12 protein-coding genes and 2 pseudogenes are annotated in these 20279 nt (G+C 71.9%); 9 read left to right on the forward strand and 5 right to left on the reverse strand.

Annotated features, from left to right (window positions below; genetic code table 11):
• Positions 1–416: 416 nt before the first annotated feature.
• Positions 417–467: pseudogene (locus tag ABT147_RS12490) on the reverse strand (hypothetical protein); the annotation flags it as partial.
• A 56-nt stretch (positions 468–523) separates the two neighbouring features.
• Here ABT147_RS12490 and ABT147_RS12495 point away from each other — a divergent pair.
• The 5 genes and pseudogenes from ABT147_RS12495 to ABT147_RS12515 all read left to right on the forward strand — a co-directional run.
• Positions 524–769: pseudogene (locus ABT147_RS12495) on the forward strand (helix-turn-helix domain-containing protein); the annotation flags it as partial.
• Positions 770–910: 141 nt separating this feature from the next.
• Positions 911–1939 (forward strand): type I glyceraldehyde-3-phosphate dehydrogenase, encoded by a 1029-nt coding sequence (gene gap, locus ABT147_RS12500; protein ID WP_351404825.1) that lies wholly within the window; start codon positions 911–913, stop codon positions 1937–1939.
• A gap of 528 nt (positions 1940–2467) precedes the next feature.
• Positions 2468–3397: an oxygenase MpaB family protein gene (locus ABT147_RS12505; protein ID WP_351405187.1), complete on the forward strand. Its 930-nt coding sequence runs from the start codon at positions 2468–2470 to the stop codon at positions 3395–3397.
• Complete coding sequence (locus tag ABT147_RS12510) at positions 3379–5655, forward strand: serine/threonine-protein kinase (protein ID WP_351404827.1); 2277 nt, start codon at positions 3379–3381, stop codon at positions 5653–5655. The genes ABT147_RS12505 and ABT147_RS12510 overlap by 19 nt, the downstream gene beginning before the upstream one ends.
• Positions 5656–5749: 94 nt before the next feature.
• Positions 5750–7369 (forward strand): phytoene desaturase family protein, encoded by a 1620-nt coding sequence (locus tag ABT147_RS12515; protein ID WP_351404829.1) that lies wholly within the window; start codon positions 5750–5752, stop codon positions 7367–7369.
• Between the two features lie 34 nt (positions 7370–7403).
• On the opposite strand, the gene ABT147_RS12520 is transcribed toward ABT147_RS12515, so the two are convergent.
• The gene (locus ABT147_RS12520) at positions 7404–9179 is read right to left on the reverse strand and encodes a serine hydrolase domain-containing protein (RefSeq protein ID WP_351404832.1); all 1776 of its coding nucleotides are present in this window, start codon (positions 9177–9179) and stop codon (positions 7404–7406) included.
• A 489-nt stretch (positions 9180–9668) separates the two neighbouring features.
• Here ABT147_RS12520 and ABT147_RS12525 point away from each other — a divergent pair, with 489 nt between their 5' ends.
• Complete coding sequence (locus tag ABT147_RS12525) at positions 9669–10781, forward strand: NAD(P)H-dependent flavin oxidoreductase (protein ID WP_351404834.1); 1113 nt, start codon at positions 9669–9671, stop codon at positions 10779–10781.
• A 233-nt stretch (positions 10782–11014) separates the two neighbouring features.
• Entirely contained in the window at positions 11015–12508 is a 1494-nt protein-coding gene (locus tag ABT147_RS12530; RefSeq protein ID WP_502983080.1) for an acyl-CoA synthetase, read from the forward strand.
• A gap of 156 nt (positions 12509–12664) precedes the next feature.
• On the opposite strand, the gene ABT147_RS12535 is transcribed toward ABT147_RS12530, so the two are convergent.
• On the reverse strand, positions 12665–13441 hold the full coding sequence (locus ABT147_RS12535) for an SAM-dependent methyltransferase (protein ID WP_351404836.1): 777 nt from the start codon (positions 13439–13441) through the stop codon (positions 12665–12667).
• Positions 13442–13588: 147 nt separating this feature from the next.
• On the reverse strand, positions 13589–16015 hold the full coding sequence (locus tag ABT147_RS12540) for a penicillin acylase family protein (protein ID WP_351404838.1): 2427 nt from the start codon (positions 16013–16015) through the stop codon (positions 13589–13591).
• Between the two features lie 230 nt (positions 16016–16245).
• On the opposite strand from ABT147_RS12540, the gene ABT147_RS12545 reads away from it, so the two are divergent.
• Both ABT147_RS12545 and ABT147_RS12550 read left to right on the forward strand, forming a co-directional pair.
• Complete coding sequence (locus ABT147_RS12545) at positions 16246–17745, forward strand: acyl-CoA synthetase (protein WP_351404840.1); 1500 nt, start codon at positions 16246–16248, stop codon at positions 17743–17745.
• A gap of 61 nt (positions 17746–17806) precedes the next feature.
• On the forward strand, positions 17807–18649 hold the full coding sequence (locus ABT147_RS12550; protein WP_351404843.1) for an alpha/beta fold hydrolase: 843 nt from the start codon (positions 17807–17809) through the stop codon (positions 18647–18649).
• 6 nt (positions 18650–18655) lie between these two features.
• Here the strand turns inward: ABT147_RS12550 and ABT147_RS12555 are convergent, their stop codons facing one another.
• Entirely contained in the window at positions 18656–20275 is a 1620-nt protein-coding gene (locus ABT147_RS12555) for an acyl-CoA synthetase (RefSeq protein WP_351404845.1), read from the reverse strand.
• Between the last annotated feature and the right edge of the window lie 4 nt (positions 20276–20279).

The following is a 20279-nucleotide window of genomic DNA, read 5'->3' on the forward strand; positions in this document are numbered from 1 at the left end:
TCCGGATACAGACGGGCCGGGGCTCCGGGGCGGACCGCCTCCCGATCACCAGCGGCTCGGCGAAGGACCGGAGGACTGCTGCCCTCATCCGATGCTCCCCGGAGCGGGCCGCGCCTGTCGGGTACGGTGCGGCTCCAGGTTCGTGCTCCGCGGCGATGCGAAGGCAGGTACCGGATGTCCTCGGCGCTGAGCCCTTCGGCCCTCAGCGCGTGCGGAAACCGGCCCTCCGGCGTCCGGAACCTGCCCCGCCCTCCAGCGGGCCGGCTCTCGGACGTGCGGGACGGCCGCGACGGGGCCGCGGCACGTTTCCAGGACAGCATGGGTGACAGGCCCGACGCACATGCCGAGCGCGGGTTCGCCCGCACCAGGCCCACCGGGTTCTTCGCGCGGGCGAGCACCCGCTGTCCGACGGAGCCGAGCACGAATCCGGCGACGGCGCCATGACCGCTGGAGCCCAGCACCAGCATCTCGGCTTCCCCCGCCCGGCCCGGTCGGCGGCGGCCAGGCTGCCGGACTCGATCACGGCGGGCACACCGGGGAAGCGGAGCCGGACGACCTGCCGAACCTGACCGACCGCGAGCGGGAGATCCTCGCCCTGATCGGCGAGGGCCTGACCAACCGCCAGATCGGCCGGCGGCTCCATCTCGCCGAGAGGACCGTCAAGAACCACCTCTCCTGGCCGCCGGCCAAGCCCGGCGTGGAGCGGCGCGCGCAGGCCGCGGTCCTCGCGAGCCAGGCCCAGGAGCGGCTGAAGCGGGACGGACACTGAGCCCGGTTTCGGGAGGACCACGCGGTCGGCCGGGCCGAACGGCCCTCATCCCGCCCCCGTAAGGCCCATGTTCCGCCCGGCCCGCCTCGCCCAGGCTGTGCATCAGACACAGACCCGGGATCGATCAGGAGGACACGGGACATGGGCGTGCGCGTGGGCATCAACGGCTTCGGCCGCATCGGACGCAACTACCTGCGCTGTGTACTGGAACGCGCGCAGAACGGCACCGGCGCCCCCGTCGAGGTGGTGGCGGTCAACGACCTGACCTCGCCGGCCGCGCTGGCGCATCTGTTGCAGTACGACTCGACGTACGGGCGGCTCGGCCGCACCGTCGACCACGACGACACCTCGCTGACCGTCGATGGACACCGTATCGCCGTGACCGCCGAGCGCGACCCGGCGAAGCTGGCCTGGGGCGAGCACGGCGTGGACGTGGTCATCGAGTCCACCGGCCGCTTCCGCACCCGCGAACAGGCCGGACTGCACCTGACGGCAGGGGCACGCAAGGTGCTGCTCTCCGTGCCGGGCAAGGGAGTCGACGCCACCGTCGTCGTGGGCGTCAACGAGGGGACGTACGACCCCGAGCAGCACCACGTCGTCTCCAACGCGTCGTGCACCACCAACTGCGTGGCCCCCCTGGTGAAGGTGCTGGACGAGCACTTCGGCCTCGTCAAGGGCCTGATGACCACCATCCACGGCTACACCAACGACCAGGTCGTCCTCGACGGCCCGCACAAGGACCTCCGTCGCGGCCGCAGCGCCGCCGTCAACATCATCCCCACCAGCACCGGTGCCGCCCGCGCGGTCGGCCTCGTGCTGCCGGAACTGTCCGGCACCCTGGACGGCATCGCCGTACGCGTCCCCGTCGAGGACGGCTCGCTGACCGACCTGAGCGTGGTCCTGGAGCGGCCCGTGACCGCGGACGAGGTCAACGCCGCCTTCCGGGAGGCCGCCGACGGGCCGCTCAAGGGCGTCCTGCGGGTCTCCGACGCCCCGATCGTCTCCCGTGACATCGTCGGCGACCCCGCCTCATGCGTCCTGGACGCCCCGCTGACCCAGGCGCACGGCGAACTGGTCAAGGTCTTCGGCTGGTACGACAACGAGTGGGGCTACACCAACCGGCTCCTGGACCTCACCGAGTACGTGGCCGCCAGGCTCCCGCGGGCCTGATCCGGGGGTGCTCCGGCTGCGGAGTGACGCCCGGTCTACCGGGGACGACTTGGGCGCGGCACGTCTTGATCTCCGTGGCTGAGCCGTCATGAGCCCGCTTGGCGGCGCAAGGGCTGGGCCCCTGCCCGGCACCATGTCGCAGCACCTCAGGGAGACGGTCCGACGTGCTGTGGTCCTTCGGCCGATCCAGTGAAGGGGAACTGTGCGACCGGGGGCGCCCAGTCCGGCGATGCGGTGCCTTGCCGTGGTGATCCGGACCCGCCCTCCAGGGAATGATTCAGCGGCGCCGGGGGACGATCCGGGGTGACGGCGTGGTTGGGGATGTGCCGATGCACGCGGCCGAGGAAGGAGAGGGCCTTACGGCGGTGCAGGGCGGGAAGATCTGTACATCTGTACCGATGCGCCAAGAATCCCAGATGGACAGCTCCCCGTACTTGCCGGGGCCGGTTTGCGAAAGCGCAGGTCATCGTGATGCTCCGGAGACACCCAGCGGCTGTGGCCACACCCGACGGCGTGGACGACCCTCCCATGGGCACAGGCGACCCCGGACTCTTCGGCCCGCACTCCGTGACCTGGCAGGCGCACGGCGACCCCGTGATGTGGATCGCCGGGATCCGCGCGCTGTACCTCCAGGCCCTGCACCCGCGCGCGGTACGCGGCGTCACGCAGAACTCCGACTTCCACAAGGGCGCCTGGGGCCGGCTGATGCGGACGGCGAGCTTCGTCGGCACGACCACGTACGGCACCACGGAGGCCGCCGAGCGGGCCGGCGCCCGCGTCCGGAAGATCCACCGCCTGCTGTCGGCGACCGACCCGGACACGGGGGAGCGGTACGGCGTCGACGAACCCGGACTGCTGCTGTGGGTGCACTGCGCCGAGATCGACTCCTACCTCCACATCCTGCGCCGCACCGGCTACCCCCTCACCGACGCCGCCGCCGACCGGTACATCGGCGAACACCGCGTCAGCGCCCGCCTGGTGGGCCTCGACCCGGACGACGTACCCGGCGACCGGGCGGAGTTGGCGGCCTACTTCGAGAAGGTGCGCCCCGAGCTGGCCGCCGGGCCCGAGGCGCGGGAGGTCGACGACTTCCTGCGTCGGCCGCCCGCCCACCCGTTGCTCGTACCGGCACGTGAAGCACTGTGGCGGCGCGTGTCGAGCCTGGCGTACGCCTCCCTGCCGCCGTACGCCCACGAGTTGTACGGCAGACCGGCCCCCGCACCGGCCGTCGTCACCCGCCGCCTACGGCTCACCGGAACCTTCCTGCGCTGTGTTCCCGCACGTCTGCGCTGGCAACTCCCGCCCAAACACATCCTCCGCGCCATGTCACGGCTCGGCCCCGGCTCGCGCCCGGCACCGTACAAAGTAGGCAGACAGGTCGCCATACTGGACGGGCCAGGGGAGGGCGGGTCCGTACGGATACGGGGGCATCGTTGGCGATGGCGGACACCAGGCTGATCCAGGGCCGGTACCGGCTGCTCGATCTGATCGGGCGCGGGGGGATGGGCGAGGTCTGGCGCGCGAGAGACGAGTCGCTGGGGCGGCTGGTCGCGGTCAAGTGCCTCAAGCCCGTCAACGCCCAGCCCGACCAGTCCTTCACCCGTGTCCTGCGGGAACGCTTCCGGCGCGAGGCGCGCGTCGCGGCGGCTCTCCAGCACCGGGGGGTCACCGTCGTCCACGACTTCGGTGAGTCCGACGGGGTGCTGTTCCTCGTCATGGAGTTACTGGAGGGCCGTAACCTCAGCCAGCTCCTGGAGGACAACAAACACCATCCGCTGGCCGTCCCCGCGATCGTCGAGATCGCCGACCAGGTGGCCGCGGCCCTCGCCTACACCCATCACCAGGGCATCGTGCACCGCGACCTGAAGCCCGCGAACATCATGCTGCTCACCGACGGCACCGTGAAGATCTGCGACTTCGGCATCGCCCGCCTCGGCCGCGACGTCACCTTCACCTCCCGCCTCACCGGCACCGGTATCGCGATGGGCACCCCGCACTACATGTCGCCGGAACAGATCAGCGGCGACCAGGTCGACCGGCGCAGCGACCTCTACTCGTTCGGCTGTGTGCTCTACGAGATCACCACCGGAGTGCCGCCGTTCGACCTCGACGACGCCTGGGCCGTCCTCATGGGCCACCGCGACACCCCGCCGCGGCCCCCGCGCAGCCACCGCCACGAGGTGCCCGAGTTCCTCGACCGGATCATTCTGGACCTGCTGGCCAAGGAGCCGGAGGAACGACCGTACGACGCCAGCGAGTTGGGCCGCCTGGTCGGCGAGGGACGGGCGGCGACGGCCCTGGCACCGGCCCGCGCCCCTGTGCCGACCGTCCTCGCGCCCGAGGCCGTCGCCGGTGTGCCCGGGCCCTGGGCGCGCCCCGAGCAGCCGCCGTCGCGCGAACCCCGGCTGCCCTCCTGGACCCGTGGCATGACCACCGGCCGCAAGGCCACCGGAGCCGGGCTGGACCTGACCCCGCCGGACGCCTCCGCCGGGCTCACCGGAGAGTGGATCGCCCGCCCGGCGGCCGGCCGCGTCGAGGAACCCGTACGCCCCGAACGGCCCACCCCGTCACCGGAGTTGATCACCACCCTGGCCGGGCGGCACAACGCGGGCCTCAGCCTCGGACGTCTCGGCCGCTGGACGGAGGCCGGCGAGGTGCACCGCGCGGTCGCCGCCGAACGCGAACACGCCCTCGGTCCCGAACACCCCGACACCCTCGCCAGCCGCTACGAGGTCGGCTTCACCCTCAGCCGCACCGGCCGCCCCGCCGACGCGCTGCGCGAGTTCGCCCATGTCGCCCGTGTCCGTGAGCACGCCCTCGGCCCCGAGCACCCCGACACCCTCGCCGCCCGGCAGGAAATGGCGTACGTACTCGGTCAGTTGGGCCGTCATTTCGAGGCCCACCAGGCGTACCTGTCCGTCCTCGGGGCCCGTGAACGCATGGCGGGCCCCGACCATCCGGACACCCTGCGCTGCCGGCACAACCTCGCCTACAACCTCAGCAGGCTCGGCCGGCTGGAGGACTCGTACCGCATGGCGAGCGAGGTCGCCGCCGCCCGCACCCGCGTACTCGGCGCCAACCACCCCGACACCCTCGTCACCCGCTACGAAGTCGCCTACGCCCTCGGTCAGTTGGGCCGCTGGCCCGAGGCGCTGCAGACCTACCAGGAGGTCGCCGACTCTCGCGCCCAGGCCCTCGGCCCCGACCACCCCGACACCCTCGCCGCCCGCCACGAGGTCGGGATCAGCCTCGGCCGGCTCGGCCGCAGCACCGACGCGCTGACCCTGTACCGCGCCCTGGTCGACGACCGCACCCGCGTCCACGGCCCCGCCCACACCGAGACCCTCCGCGCCCGTCACGGCCTCGGCGTCAACCTCGGCCGCCTCAGCCGCTGGGAGGAGGCCCTCGCCGAGTCCCGCGACGTGTGCGCCCTGCGCGAGCGCGTCCTCGGCCCGGACCACCCCGACACCCTCGTCAGCCGCCGCGAGGTCGCCGTCGGCCTCGGCTGGCTGGGCCGCTGGGCCGACGCCCTCACCGAGTACCGCCGCGTCGCCGACGCCCGCGAACGCGTCCTGGGCCCCGACCACCCCGACGCCCTCGCCAGCCGCAACGACGAGGCCCACTGCCTGGAACAACTCGGCCGGGGCCAGGAGGCCGTCGAACTGTACCGGCGGGTGGCGGCGTTACGGCAGCGGGGGGCGACGGGCGGACACTGAGACCCAGCCGTCACGCCGGAGCTGGACCGCACACCGTTGATCCACCTGACACGCCCCCCTGGCCGATCCCGATCATCGCGTGTTACCAAGAGCCATGCCTGCCACCCCCGCACCCACCGCCCGGGCCGGACGCCCGGCCGCACCCCGGCCGCACGACTCGTACGACGCCGTGATCGTCGGCGGCGGACACAACGGTCTCGTCGCCGCCGCCTACCTCGCCCGCGCCGGGCGCTCCGTCCTCGTGCTGGAACGGCTGGACCACACCGGCGGCGCAGCCGTGTCGACGCGACCGTTCGCCGGGGTCGACGCCCGGCTGTCGCGCTACTCCTACCTGGTCAGTCTGCTGCCCCGGAAGATCGTGCGGGACCTGGACCTCGACTTCCGTGTCCGTGGCCGGACGATCTCCTCCTACACCCCCGTCGAACGCGACGGCCGCCCCACCGGCCTGCTCGTCGGCGGCGGCGAGCGTCGCACCCGCGAGGCGTTCGCCCGGTTGACGGGCTCGGGCCGCGAGTACGAGGCCTGGCAGCGCTTCTACGCGATGACGGGCCGCGTCGCCGAACGGGTGTTCCCGACGCTCACCGGACCCCTGCCCACCCGGGACGAACTGCGCCGTCTCGTCGACGACGAGGAGGCCTGGCGGACCCTCTTCGAGGAACCGATCGGCGTGGCCGTCGAATCGACGTTCACCGACGACCTCGTACGCGGCGTCGTCCTCACCGACGCGCTCATCGGCACCTTCGCGGACGCCCACGACCCCTCCCTCCGCCAGAACCGCTGCTTCCTGTACCACGTGATCGGCGGCGGCACGGGCGCCTGGGACGTGCCCGTCGGCGGCATGGGCGCCCTCACGGACGCGCTGGCCAGGGCCGCGCGCGACGCCGGCGCGGTGCTCGCCACGGGCCACGAGGCACACCGGATCGCGACGGACGGACGGTCCGCCGAGATCACCTACCGGACGGCCGACACGGAGGGCGCCGTCGCCGCACGGCACGTCCTGGTGAACGCCTCCCCGCGGGAACTGGCCGCACTGACCGGCGACGAACCGCCCGCCCCCGCCGAGGGCGCCCAGCTCAAGGTGAACATGCTGCTCAAGCGGCTCCCGCGACTCCGCGACGAGTCCGTCGACCCGCGCGAGGCCTTCTCCGGGACCTTCCACATCGCCGAGGGCTACGGCCAACTGGCAGCCGCCTACGCCCAGGCCGCCTCCGGCACGCTGCCCGACGCACCGCCCTCCGAGATCTACTGCCACTCCCTCACCGACCCGACCATCCTCGGCCCGGACCTGGTCGACCAGGGCTACCAGACGCTCACCCTGTTCGGCCTGCACACCCCCGCGCGGCTGTTCGAGGCCGACAACGACGCCGTACGCGAGGAACTCCTCAAGTCCACCCTCGCCCAGCTGGACACCCACCTCGCCGAGCCCCTCGCCGACTGCCTCGCCACCGACGCCGACGGCCGCCCCTGTATCGAGGCCAGGACCCCCCTCGACCTGGAACGCGACCTCGGTCTCCCCGGCGGCAACATCTTCCACCGCGACCTCGCCTGGCCCCACGCCCAGGAGGACACCGGCCGCTGGGGCGTCGAGACCCGCCACGCCAACGTCCTGCTGTGCGGCGCGGGCGCGGTGCGCGGCGGCGGGGTGAGCGGAGTCCCCGGTCACAACGCGGCGATGGCGGTCCTGGAGGACTCCGGGACGGGAGGCCCGCTGTAGGCGGGGCCGCCGCTCGTTCGATTTCGCCCGCCTCCTAGTCGGTGGCGGGCGTCCAGCCCACGGCCGTGATCCGCCCCGCGTCCGCCGGCCGCGCCTCGTCGAAGACGGTCTTGCCGCCTGCCTCGACCCGCAGCCCGTCGACATAGGCACCACGGCCGACGTACAGCCGGTCAGTCGTGTACCGCCAGCGCACGGCGAGCCCGGCGGCCTCCGGCAGTTCCGCGACGACCCGGTGCCACACCCGGCCCGACCACCCCGTGACCGACCCGGACGGATGCTCCTGCCGCGCACCACCCTCGGCTCGTACGGTCGTGAAGGCGACCGGCTGCCAGGTGCCGCCGCCGTCGGTGGAGGCCTCCAGGAAGAGGGCGTCGGCCTGGGGTTCGATGTCCCACCAGAGGTCGCAGCACAGGCGGGGCCGCCGCCCGGTGGCGGCGGTGGCGGTGGTGGCGGTGTCGAGCGGCGGGAGCGCCAGGGACGCTGTCGTGGAGGTCGCCATCCCGGAGAACCAGGACCTGCGGCCACGGGCGGGGCGCACGGGGACCGCGCGGGCGAGATGGTTCGCCGCGGCGACCCGGGGCGCGGAACCGGACCGCCAACTCCTGACCGGGTGGACGGAGTTGCCCAGGATCACGAGGAACGAGTCGGTCGTCGGGTCCAGGACGAGGGACGTGCCGGTGAAGCCGGTGTGTCCGGCGGTGCGCGGGGTGGCCATCGCGCCCATGTACCAGTGCTGGTAGAGCTCGAAGCCCAGGCCGTGCTCGTCGCCGGGGAACCCGCTGTTGAAGTCGGTGAACATCAGCTCCACCGACTCGGGTTCCAGGATGCGGGTCCTGCCGTAGACACCCCCGTTGAGCAGGGTGCGGCCGAGGACGGCCAGGTCCCAGGCGCAGGAGAAGACACCGGCGTGGCCCGCGACGCCGCCGAGGGCGAAGGCGTTCTCGTCGTGCACCTCGCCCCACACCAGCCCCCGGTCGAGGCCCGACCAGGGGAGACGGGCGTCCTCGGTCGCCGCGATGCCCGGCTTCCAGGAGGCCGGCGGATTGAAACGAGTGCGGTGCATCCCGAGTGGAGCAGTGATCTCGTTTCGGAGCAGCTGATCCAGACGGTGACCGGTGATCTCCTCAAGGACGAGTTGCAGCGAGATCAGATTCAGGTCGGAGTACAGATACGTCGTGCCCGGCGGGTTCAGCGGCGCCTCGTTCCAGATGAGCCGAAGCTTCCCCTCGTACGTCGGCTCCTTGTACAGCGGGATCCAGGCCCGGAACCCCGAGGTGTGCGTGAGCAGTTGGCGCACGGTGATATCCCGCTTGCCCGCCGCCCCGAACTCCGGCAGATAGGAGGCGACCTTCCCCTCCAGGTCCAGCGCGCCCCGCTCGATCTGCTGCACCGCGAGGATCGACGTGAACAGCTTCGACACCGAGGCCAGATCGAACACGGTGTCCTCGGCCATGGGAATTCGCTGATCCGCCGGAAACTCCACCCCGGTGTCCGTCGCCTGGTCGTACGCCGAGTACCGCACCGCCGCCCCGATCGCCCGATGCAGGGCGACGGTCCCACCCCGCCCGGCGAGCAGCACGGCCCCCGCGTACCACGGGTACTTGGGGGAGGGCCCGAGAAACCCCTCCGCCTCGGCGACAAGCCGATGGAGGTGCCCGGGAAGAAGCCCGGCCCGCTCGGGCGACCCACGCCGAAGAGTCGGCCGACCACCCCCGAAGGCCGAAGCGGCGACCGACCCGACAGGAACCGTCACCCCGACAAGCCCACCCCCCACCGCCAACACCCGCCTACCGAGCTCCCGCCGACTCATCCCACGCATAAAACCAAGTCAAGCACCCACCCCCCTAGGGGCGCGAGGAACTGCCCGGCCAACCCCACGAAACCCGCACCCACCAACCAACCCATCACCCCACCCCCCTCAGGGGCGCGAGGAACTGCGCGACAAGCCCCACGAAACCCGCACCCGCCAACCAACCCATCACCTCACCCCCCTCAGGGGCGCGAGGAACTGCGCGACAAGCCCCACGAAACCCGCACCCGCCAACCAACCCATCACCTCACCCCCCTCAGGGGCGCGGGGAACTGCGCGACAAGCCCCACGAAACCCGCACCCGCCAGCCGACCTGTCAGCCCACCCCCCTCAGGGGCGCGGGGAACTGCGCGACCAGCCCCCACAAACCCGCACCCGCCGCACGACCCCCCACCCCACCCCCTCACACGCCCCCGTCCCGCCGACCAATCTGACGGTGCATCAGAAAACCCCTTCCCTCGTCCGGAGGACTACGGCATCCTGCGCACCATGCAGACGGAGCTGAGCAACAACCTCGGAGTCCAGTACGCCGTCTTCGGCTTCACGCCCTTCCCCGCGGTCGCCGCCGCCATCAGCCGCGCCGGCGGCTTCGGAGTGCTCGGCGCGGTCCGCTACACGGCCCCGGACGACCTCAAACGCGACCTCGACTGGATCGAGGCCCACGTCGACGGCATGCCGTACGGCCTGGACGTCGTCATGCCGGCCAAGAAGGTGGAGGGCGTCACGGAGGCCGACGTCGAGGCGATGATCCCCGAGTCGCACCGGCAGTTCGTCAAGGACACCCTCGCCCGGTACGGCGTACCCGAACTCGCCGAGGGGGAGGCCTCCGGCTGGCGTATCACCGGCTGGATGGAACAGGTCGCCCGCAACCAGCTCGACGTCGCGTTCGACTACCCGATCAAGCTCCTCGCCAACGCGCTCGGCTCCCCACCCGCCGACGTCATCGACCGCGCCCACGAACAGGACGTCCTCGTCGCCGCCCTCGCCGGCAGCGCCCGCCACGCCCGCAAGCACGCCGAGGCCGGGATCGACATCGTCGTGGCCCAGGGCTACGAGGCAGGCGGCCACACCGGTGACATCGCCTCCATGGTGCTGACCCCCGAAGTCGTCGACGCCGTCGCCCCGTTGCCGGTCCTCGCCGCCGGCGGCATCGGCAGCGGACAGCAGGTGGCCGCCGCCCTCGCCCTCGGCGCCCAGGGCGTCTGGCTCGGCTCGCTGTGGCTGACCACCACCGAGGCCGAACTGCCCTCGCCCCGCCTGATCGAGAAGCTGCTCGCCGCCGGTTCGGGCGACACCGTCCGCTCCCGCGCCCTCACCGGCAAGCCCGCACGCCAGCTCCGTACCGAATGGACCGACGCCTGGGACGACCCGGCCGGACCCGGCACCCTCCCCATGCCCCTCCAGGGGCTGCTCGTCGCCGAGGCGGTCTCCCGCATCCAGAAGTACGAGGTCGAGCCGCTGCTCGGCACCCCGGTCGGACAGATCGTGGGCCGGATGAACAGCGAACGCAGCGTCCAGGCCGTCTTCGACGACCTCACCCGAGGCTTCGAGAAGGCCGTGGACCGCATCAACCGGATCGCCGGAAGGAGCGAGGAACAGTGAGCCAAGCCCCCCAAGGCCCGCCGCCCCAAGGCAACGCAACCCAGGGCCAAGCCGCCCAGGACCAAGCCCCCCTGGGCCCAGCCGTCCAAGGCCAGACGCCCCTGGGCCGAGCCGTCCCCGGCCAAGCCGCCCAGGGCCAGGCCCCCCAGCGCCGATCCCCTCAAGGTCAGTCGCCGCAAGGCCAGCCTCCCGCCGGCTTCTGGGCCCAGGCCGCCGCCGACCCCGGCCGCCCGGTGCTCATCGCCCCCGACGGGGAGGAATGGACCGCCGGACGCCTGCACGCCGAGACCAACCGCCTGGTGCACGGACTGCGCGCGGCGGGACTCGAACGCGGCGACGCCTTCGCGGTCGTGCTGCCGAACAGCGTCGAGTTCCTCACCGCGTATCTCGCCGCCACCCAGGCCGGTTTCTATCTCGTCCCCGTCAACCACCATCTCGTGGGCCCCGAGATCGCCTGGATCGTCTCCGACTCGGGCGCCAAGGTGCTCATCGCGCACGAACGGTTCGCCGACCCGGCGCGGGCCGCCGCCGACGAGGCCGAGCTCCCCGAGAGCCGGCGGTACGCGGTCGGCACGGTGGAGGGCTTCCGGCCGTACGCCGAACTCCTCGACGGGCAGCCCGAGTCGGCGCCCGGCGACCGCACGCTCGGCTGGGTCATGAACTACACCTCGGGCACCACCGGCCGCCCGCGCGGGATCCGCCGCCCGCTGCCCGGCAAGCTTCCCGAGGAGTCCTACCTCGGCGGCTTCCTCGGCATCTTCGGTATCCGGCCGTTCGACGACAACGTGCACCTCGTCTGCTCACCGCTCTACCACACGGCCGTGCTGCAGTTCGCGGGCGCGTCCCTGCACATCGGGCACCGGCTGGTGCTGATGGACAAATGGACGCCCGAGGAGATGCTCCGCGTCATCGACGCACACCGCTGCACGCACACCCATATGGTCCCCACTCAGTTCCACCGGCTCCTCGCCCTCCCCGAGGAGGTGCGCGCCCGCTACGACGTGTCGTCCATGCGGCACGCCATCCACGGGGCCGCGCCCTGCCCGGACCATGTGAAACGGGCCATGATCGAGTGGTGGGGCGAGTGCGTCGAGGAGTACTACGCGGCCAGCGAGGGTGGTGGTGCCTTCGCGACGGCCGAGGACTGGCTGAAGAAGCCCGGCACGGTCGGCAGGGCCTGGCCCATCAGCGAACTCGCCGTCTTCGACGACGACGGCAACCGGCTGCCGCCCGGTGAACTCGGCACCGTCTACATGAAGATGAGCACCGGCGGCTTCTCGTACCACAAGGACGAGGGCAAGACGCGGAAGAACCGCATCGGTGACTTCTTCACCGTCGGCGACCTCGGGCTCCTCGACGAGGAGGGCTATCTCTTCCTCCGCGACCGGAAGATCGACCTCATCATCTCCGGCGGCGTCAACATCTACCCCGCCGAGATCGAGGCCGCCCTCCTCACCCATCCCGCCGTCGCCGACGCCGCCGCCTTCGGCATCCCGCACGACGACTGGGGCGAGGAGGTCAAGGCCGTCGTCGAGCCCGCCCCCGGCTTCACCCCGGGGCCGGTGCTCGCCGAGGAGATCCTCGCCCACTGCGCGCGTCGACTCGCCGGGTACAAGCGGCCGAAGAGCGTCGACTTCACCGAGGCGATGCCCCGCGACCCGAACGGCAAGCTCTACAAACGGCGGCTGCGGGAGCCGTACTGGGAAGGACGGGCGAGGACCGTCTGACCGCGTCCGGACCGTCTGACCGCATCCGGACCGGCCGGACGCGGGACCGGCCGCACGCAGGGCCAGCCGTACGTGGACCGGCTGTGGACGGACCGGCCGTACGCGGACCGGCGGTACACGCACCAACCGTACGCGGACCGACGTCGCGCGCGGGCCTCACCGCTTGCGCGCGACCCCGCCCACCGCGATGACCTCGCCGGAGCCGCCGCCGGACGCCGCCGGGTCGGGGCGCCAGTCGCTCAACGGCACCACGCCCGGCGCCAACAGCTCCAACCCGTCGAAGAAACCGGCGAGTTCGGCCGGGCTGCGCAGATAGTAGGGAACGGCGCCGCTCTCGTTGTAGCCACGAGTGGCCTCGGCGTTGGCTTCGTTGGTGTCCACGCTGTCGTTGAACGCGAGGTAACTCCCCGACGGCAGGGCCGCCATCAGGGTGTCGACGATGGCGCGTGCCCGGTCGTAGTCGGCGATATGGCCGCTGACCTGCATCAGCGTCAGCCCGACCGGTCGGGAGAGGTCCAGCGTCTTGGCCGCCTCCCGCAGCACGGTCTCGGGGTCGTGCAGATCGGAGTCGATGTAGTCGGTCGCCCCCTCGGGCGTACTGGTGAGCAGCGCCCGCGCGTGGGTCAGGACCAGTGGGTCGTTGTCCACGTAGACGACGCGCGCGTCCGGGGCCACCCGCTGGGCGATCTCGTGCGTGTTGTCCGCCGTGGGCAGACCGGTGCCGATGTCGAGGAACTGGCGGATGCCCGCCTCGGCGGCGAGGAAGGTGACCGCCCGGCCGAGGAAGGCCCGGGAGTCGCGGGCCAGGTCGGTGATACCGGGGAACACCGCGCGGAACGCGTCGCCCGCCGCGTGGTCGACCGGATAGTTGTCCTTGCCGCCCAGCCAGTAGTTCCAGATGCGGGCCGAATGAGGCACCGTCGTGTCGATCATGGTGGTCGAATCCGTCTCCGGACGTAACGAGTCCTGCGCCACCGGGCGGCCTCCTCATGAGGAACGGTTATATGCCAACGGCATGATGTCGCATGCCGACAAAGGGAATGGTGCCGCCCGGAGCGGGGCGGCACCATATCCCCTCGCTCATTGGCTCACACGGACCACCCTCAGCTTCGGCGAGGACAGGATGTCCTTCTCGCAGAAACGGGACGTCACCCACTTCTCCGCCGAGAACAGCCGTGTCTGGTCCAGGTGGTGGGGCGAGTTCGGGTTCGAGGACTGCGAGTACGTCAGCAGCGTGCGGGCCACCGGGCAGCGGCCGCCGTCCCAGCCGACCGCCTGGATATGGCTGGAACCCGACGAGACCTCCGGGTAGACGCCCTCGGCCGGGCGCCACGGCGACTCGATCTTGTTCCACACGCCCAGCGACTCCGTACCGCCGGACACCGGGATGCGCAGGCCGTTCCGTACGACGAACTGGTGGTCGCCGAGCTTCGCGTCCAGCGCCACGCCCGCCGCCCGCAGATCCCTCACCGTGTCGGCGAGGGCCGTGGCGAAGCCGGGCGCGTCCGTGTTGAGCGTGTGCGGAGTGGTGACCGGATCGGCCGCGGAGAAGGGCACCTTCCAGAACTGGGCGCGCGGCACCACCGCGTTCAGCCGCCGCCAGAAGCGGTCGAAGAGCAGCGCGCCCGCACTGTCGGTGTTCGCGGTCCGGTCCCAGGTCTTGAACACACCGCACGCCTCGGACACGTCGACGACCTTGCCGTCACTGTCCGTCGCCGTACCGCCCGGCAGCACGGCACACGCCCGCGCCACGTCGTCGACGGTGAGATCCGCCGCGGGCACCCGGTTGGCGAACTGCTGCCGCTGGAGGTCCCGTACGGTGAGGCCGCCCCGGTCGGCCATCGCCGCCACGTCCTCGACCGCGCCCCGCGTCCGCATCGACCGCTGGGTGCCGATGTTGCCGAACACCCGCTCGTACCCGGTCAGCGGCCGGTCCGCGTTGGCCAGCCACGCGCTGTCGTTGGAGTTCTCCGCGTACGGCGCGTCCTTCAGCGTCGGCATCTTCGCGGGCCCGAAGATCCCCGGCTGGACGGCGTCGGCGTCGCTGCCGAGAGCGCAGTCGGCGCGGGAGCCGTCGAGGATCGCGACACCCGCCGACGGATACGTGGCCCTGCCCAGCGGTGTCGAGCAGCGGGCGGCGAGTTCGTCGGTGATGCGGGGGAGTGTCTGCGACTGGGTGAACAGGGTGTGGCCGGCGGAGTCGGCGGCCACGGTGTTCACCCAGGGCAGGCCCTGGTGCCGGGCCAGCGACTTGAGGACGTCCGCCGTGCCGCGGGCCTTGGCGAAGCCGAGCGAGGTGTCGGTGAAGCGGATGTTCGCCGTGTTGGGGTCGTTGAGGGCGTACGCGGTCCCGGCCGTCCAGGGCAGCGGAAGGTCGGCGCCGAGCGAGGTGACGACCGGGCCGTAGCGCGTCCACCACTGGGTGCGGGTGACCGGGGAGCCGTCCTTGACGCCGACGGTCACGGTCCGCTTCGTCATCCGCTCCGGCACGCCGTCCACGAGATACGTGGTCGGGTCGGCCGGGTCCAGCGTCAGCTGATGGATGTTCATGGGGACGCCGGTGGCCACGGTGTGGCTCCACGCGACCTTCGCGTTGAACCCGATCTGGGTGATGGGCGAGCCGAGCAGCGACCCGCCGGAGACGTTCAGCTCACCGGGGATCGTCTGCTGCGCCTGCCAGAAGCGGCGTCCGCCGGCCCACGGGTAGTGCGGGTTGCCCAGCAGCAGACCGCGGCCGTTCGCCGTGGTGTCACCGCTGAAGGCGACGGCGTTGGAGCCCATGTCCGCGTTCGCGGCGCCGTACAGCTCGGCCGCGGCGCGGGCGGCGGTCCTGGCGTCCGGGGTGGCGGCCGTGCTCGTGGCGCCGGCGGCGGGCGGTCGCGCGGTGGTGATCGTGTCCACGAGCCGCCCCTCACCGCCGAGCACGGCGAGGGCGTACGCCCGGGAGAACACGTCGAGCGTGGAGACCGGCCGCACCCAGGCGGCGCCCGCACAGGCGGGGTCGGTGATCCGGTTCTTCTTCAGCCACGCGTTGTAGCCGGCCGCCCAGCCCCGCGTCAGCTCCTCGACCGCGCGGCTCGGCCCGAGCGGTTCGGGCCGGTCCAGCAGCCGCCGTACGGTGCCCGCGTCCCGGACGCCCCGGAAGTACAGGTCGCTGGTGAGGTTCGTGGTGGCGGAGGAGAGCGAGAAGTCGGGCGCCGCGTCGGGCCCGAAGTGGCGGGAGCGCTCCCCCTGCACGGTCACGAACCCGTCGGCGAGCACACACACCTGGTCGGCGGCCTGCGCCCAACCGGTGCCGAAGCCGAGGTTCGCGTAGTCCTTCGCGACGATGTGCGGTACGCCGTACTCGGTGTAGCGGATCACGGCGGACAGACCACCGTGGGACGTGCGGTGCCCACCGGCCCGCGCGTCGCCGTCGGCGGCGGTGGCGCCGGCGGACGGCAGGACGGCCGAGGCGGTGAGCAGGGCGACGGCCGAGACCACGAGCTGTCTCAGGCGGGTACGCATACGGGCTCCCAACATCGTTGAGGAAGAGGAAGGCTGAGCGTGGGGACACGCGTTCGCGTAGTCCATACGGGTGAGGGATCGTCCCTCAAGGTGACCCGCCGTTCGATGCTGGAAGTTGAGCGACTTCCCGCCATACGCACTGGATTCCGGTCGTACGGGCGGTCCGCTTGACCTCGCTCGCGCGACGGACCGAGGATCGCGTCGGAAACATGGACGAAGGAGCGGGGAACATGACGGCTGGCCGCAGTGTGACGGTCGACGGGACATTGCGGCGCACCGCCGGGCGCATCCCCGCCCGTGTCGCGATCCACTACGGCGAACGGTCCTGGACCTACGCGGAGCTGGACGACGCCGTCTCCCGCGCCGCCCGCGCCCTGCGTGACACCGGGCTCCGGCCCGGCGACCGGGTCGCCGCCTACGGCCACAACTCGGACGCCTACCTCATCGCCTTCCTGGCCGCCGCCCGCGCCGGCCTGGTCCACGTACCGGTCAACCAGAACCTCACCGGCGACGACCTCTCGTACATCCTCGACCAGTCCGGCAGCACCCTCGTCCTCACCGACCCGGACCTCGCCGGGAACCTCCCCGAGGGCACCCGCACCCTGCCGCTGCGCGACGCGGACGACTCGCTCCTCGCCCGCCTCGCCGGCACCGAGCCGTACGACGGCGAGGAGCCCCGCGCCGAGGACCTCGTCCAGCTGCTGTACACCTCGGGCACCACCGCGCTGCCCAAGGGCGCGATGATGACGCACCGCGCGCTGGTCCACGAGTACCTCAGCGCGATCTCCGCCCTGGACCTCCAGGCGGGCGACCTGCCCGTGCACTCCCTGCCGCTGTACCACTCCGCGCAGATGCATGTCTTCCTGGTGCCGTATCTGGCGGTCGGCGCCACGAACACGATCCTCGACGCACCCGACGGCGACCGGATCCTCGACCTCGTGGAGGAGGGCCGCGCCGACAGCCTCTTCGCCCCGCCCACGGTGTGGATCGCGCTGTCCAACCGCCCCGACTTCGCCACCCGCGACCTCAGCGGGCTGCGCAAGGCCTACTACGGGGCGTCGATCATGCCGGTGCCCGTCCTCGAACGGCTCAGGGAGCGTCTGCCGAAGCTCGCCTTCCACAACTGCTTCGGACAGAGCGAGATCGGCCCGCTGTCGATGGTCCTCGGCCCGCACGAGCACAAGGGCCGGATGGACTCCTGCGGACGCCCCGTCATGTTCGTCGAGGCGAAGGTCGTCGACGAGGACGGCGAGGAGGTGCCCGACGGCACCCCCGGCGAGATCGTCTACCAGTCGAAGCAGCTCTGCGAGGGCTACTGGAACAAGCCGGAGGAGACCGCCGCGGCCTTCCGCGACGGCTGGTTCCACTCCGGGGACCTCGCCGTCCGCGACGCCCACGGGTTCTTCACCGTCGTCGACCGCGTCAAGGACGTCATCAACTCCGGCGGCGTCCTGATCGCCTCCCGCCAGGTCGAGGACGCGCTCTACACCCACGACCGGGTCGCCGAGGTCGCGGTGATCGGCCTGCCCGACGACCACTGGATCGAGGCCGTCACGGCGGTCGTCGTACGCCGGGGAGAGACCACCGAGGACGAACTCATCGCCCACGCCCGCGAGAAGCTCCCCCACTTCAAGGCCCCGAAGAGGATCGTCTTCGTGGACGAACTGCCGCGCAACGCGAGCGGGAAGATCCTCAAGCGGGAGCTGCGGGACCGCTTCGCGAAGGCCTGACCTCCGCCGCGCCGGTGAACTCCGTTGCGGCGGAGGACACCAGCCCCTCAAGATCGACGCCATGCCGACCTTCACCGCACCCGACGGAACCGAACTCGCCTACCACCAGCGCGGCGAGGGCGCCCCGCTGATCGTCCTCCCCGGCGGAGCCATGCGCGCCTCCGCGTACCTGGGCGACCTGGGCGGACTCACCGCCCACCGCCGTCTGGTCCTGCTCGACCTGCGCGGCACCGGCGACTCCGCGGTCCCCGCCGACCCGGCGACGTACCGCTGCGACCGGCAGGTCGACGACGTGGAGGCCCTCCGCGCCCACCTGGGCCTGGACCGCGTGGACCTTCTCGCCCACTCGGCCGGCGGCAACCTGGCCACGCTCTACGCGGCCCGCCGGCCCGAGCGGGTCTCCAGCCTGGCGCTGATCGCCGCCACCCCCTGGGCGGTGGGCCTGCCGGTGACCGTCGAGGACCGCCTCACCGCGGCCCGCCTCCGCGAGGACGAACCGTGGTTCGCCGACGCGTACCCGGCCTTCGAGGCCGCCTGGACCGGGCGGGGCCCCTTCGACGACGCCATGATGCCCTTCTTCTACGGCCGTTGGGACGACACGGCCCACGCCCACATGGCCACCGAGGAAGAGCAGGTGAACGAAGAGGCGTCCACCGTCTACGGCTCGGCGGGCGCCTACGACCCGCCCGCCACCCGGGCCGCACTCGCCGAGCTGTCCGCCCCGGTCCTCGTCTACGCGGGCGAACTCGACACCGGCCCGACGCCCGAGCTCGCCCGCCGCGCCGCCGGCCTCTTCCCGGACGCCCGGTTCACGGTCCAGCCCGGCGGCGGGCACTTCCCGTGGCTCGACGACCCGGAGTGGTTCGTACGCCGTGTCCTCGACTTCCTCACCGGTAGCCGCTGAGACGGCTCACCGGTCCGCGTCCACCGCCACCGACCGCGCCCAGCGGTAGTCCGCCTTGCCGCTGGGGGAGCGCTGGATGGCGTCGGTCAGGACAAGCTGGCGGGGGATCTTGTAGCCGGCGAGGCGGGTACGGCAGTGGGTCTGGATGTCCTCCAGGGACGGCCGGTCCGCGCCCGCGCGCAACTGCACCACGGCGGCGACATGGTTGCCCCAGCGGGCGTCCGGCACCCCGGCGACCAGCACGTCGTACACATCGGGATGGGCCTTGAGCGCCTGCTCGACCTCCTCCGGATACACCTTCTCGCCCCCGGTGTTGATGCACTGCGAGCCCCGGCCGAGGACCGTGACGACCCCCTCCTCGTCGACGGTCGCCATGTCACCGAGGAGCACCCAGCGCTCACCGTCCCGCTCGAAGAAGGTCTCGGCGGTCTTCCTCGGGTCGTTGTAGTAGCCGAGCGGAACATGGCCGCGCTGGGCGACCCGCCCCACCACACCGGCCGGCACGGGCTCGTACGTCGCCGGATCGACGACCCGGGTGCCGGAGTGGACGCGGATGCGGAACCCGTCGCCCGCGCCCGAGTCCTCGGTCGCCGTGCCGTTGAAGCCGGACTCCGACGAACCGAAGTTGTTCAGCAGCGTCGCGTTCGGCACCAGCGCCTGGAACTGCTGCCGGACCGTCTCCGACATGATCGCGCCGGAGGACGACACACTGAACAGCGACGAGCAGTCCGTGCCCCGCATCGGGCCGCTGAGCGCGTCGATCAGCGGGCGCAGCATCGCGTCGCCGACCAGCGACACACTGGTGACCTTCTCCTTCTCGATCGTCCGCAGGGCCTCCTCGGGCACGAACTTGCGGTGGATCACCACCCGTTGGCCGAAGTTGAACCCGATGAACGCGGTGAGCGTGGACGTGCCGTGCATCAGCGGGGCGGTGGGGAAGAACGTGATCCCGTCACCCCCGGCCGCGACCCGCTCGGCCAGCTCCTCCGGCGCCTTCACCGGCTCCCCGGTCGGGGCGCCTCCGCCCAACCCCGAGAAGAACAGGTCCTCCTGACGCCACATCACACCCTTGGGCATGCCCGTCGTACCGCCGGTGTAGATGATGAACTGGTCGTCGCCCGAGCGGGCCGGGAAACCCCGCCCGGCGGACGCGGACGCCTCCGCCTCGGCGAAGTCCACGGCGTCGAGCGCGGGCGCGTCCGGCGCGGGGGTCCCCACCCGCACCAGATGCCTCAGCTTCTCCGTCCGGGGCAGCGCGGCCGACACCCGCGCCGTGAACTCCGTGTCGAAGACCAGGCCCGCCAGATCGGCGTCCCGGTAGAGGTAGACCAACTCCTCTTCCACATAACGGTAGTTCACGTTGACGGGCACGATCCGGGCCTTGAGGCAGCCGAGCACGGTCTGCAGATACTCGACGCCGTTGTAGAGGTGCAGACCGACGTGCTCACCGGGCTCGATCCCGCTGTCCAGCAGATGGTGACCGATCCGGTTCGCCGCCGCGTCCAGCTCCGCGTAGCTGAGCCGGCGTTCCGCGCCGGTACCGGGAATGTCGAGACAGACGAGCGCCGCCCGGCCGGGCACCACATCGACGACCGACTCGAACAGGTCGGCAAGGTTGTACTCCACCGCG

It is taken from the genome of Streptomyces sp. NPDC001868, from assembly GCF_040297125.1.
Lineage (GTDB): Bacteria > Actinomycetota > Actinomycetes > Streptomycetales > Streptomycetaceae > Streptomyces.

Coding starts and splice junctions, on each gene's coding strand:
- ABT147_RS12505 (WP_351405187.1), top strand. CDS start 2,468: ATGGGCACAGGCGACCCCGGACTCTTCGGCCCGCACTCCGTGACCTGG.
- ABT147_RS12525 (WP_351404834.1), top strand. CDS start 9,669: ATGCAGACGGAGCTGAGCAACAACCTCGGAGTCCAGTACGCCGTCTTC.
- ABT147_RS12550 (WP_351404843.1), top strand. CDS start 17,807: ATGCCGACCTTCACCGCACCCGACGGAACCGAACTCGCCTACCACCAG.
- ABT147_RS12545 (WP_351404840.1), top strand. CDS start 16,246: ATGACGGCTGGCCGCAGTGTGACGGTCGACGGGACATTGCGGCGCACC.
- ABT147_RS12540 (WP_351404838.1), bottom strand. CDS start 16,015: ATGCGTACCCGCCTGAGACAGCTCGTGGTCTCGGCCGTCGCCCTGCTC.
- gap (WP_351404825.1), top strand. CDS start 911: ATGGGCGTGCGCGTGGGCATCAACGGCTTCGGCCGCATCGGACGCAAC.
- ABT147_RS12535 (WP_351404836.1), bottom strand. CDS start 13,441: ATGATCGACACGACGGTGCCTCATTCGGCCCGCATCTGGAACTACTGG.
- ABT147_RS12515 (WP_351404829.1), top strand. CDS start 5,750: ATGCCTGCCACCCCCGCACCCACCGCCCGGGCCGGACGCCCGGCCGCA.
- ABT147_RS12510 (WP_351404827.1), top strand. CDS start 3,379: ATGGCGGACACCAGGCTGATCCAGGGCCGGTACCGGCTGCTCGATCTG.
- ABT147_RS12520 (WP_351404832.1), bottom strand. CDS start 9,179: ATGAGTCGGCGGGAGCTCGGTAGGCGGGTGTTGGCGGTGGGGGGTGGG.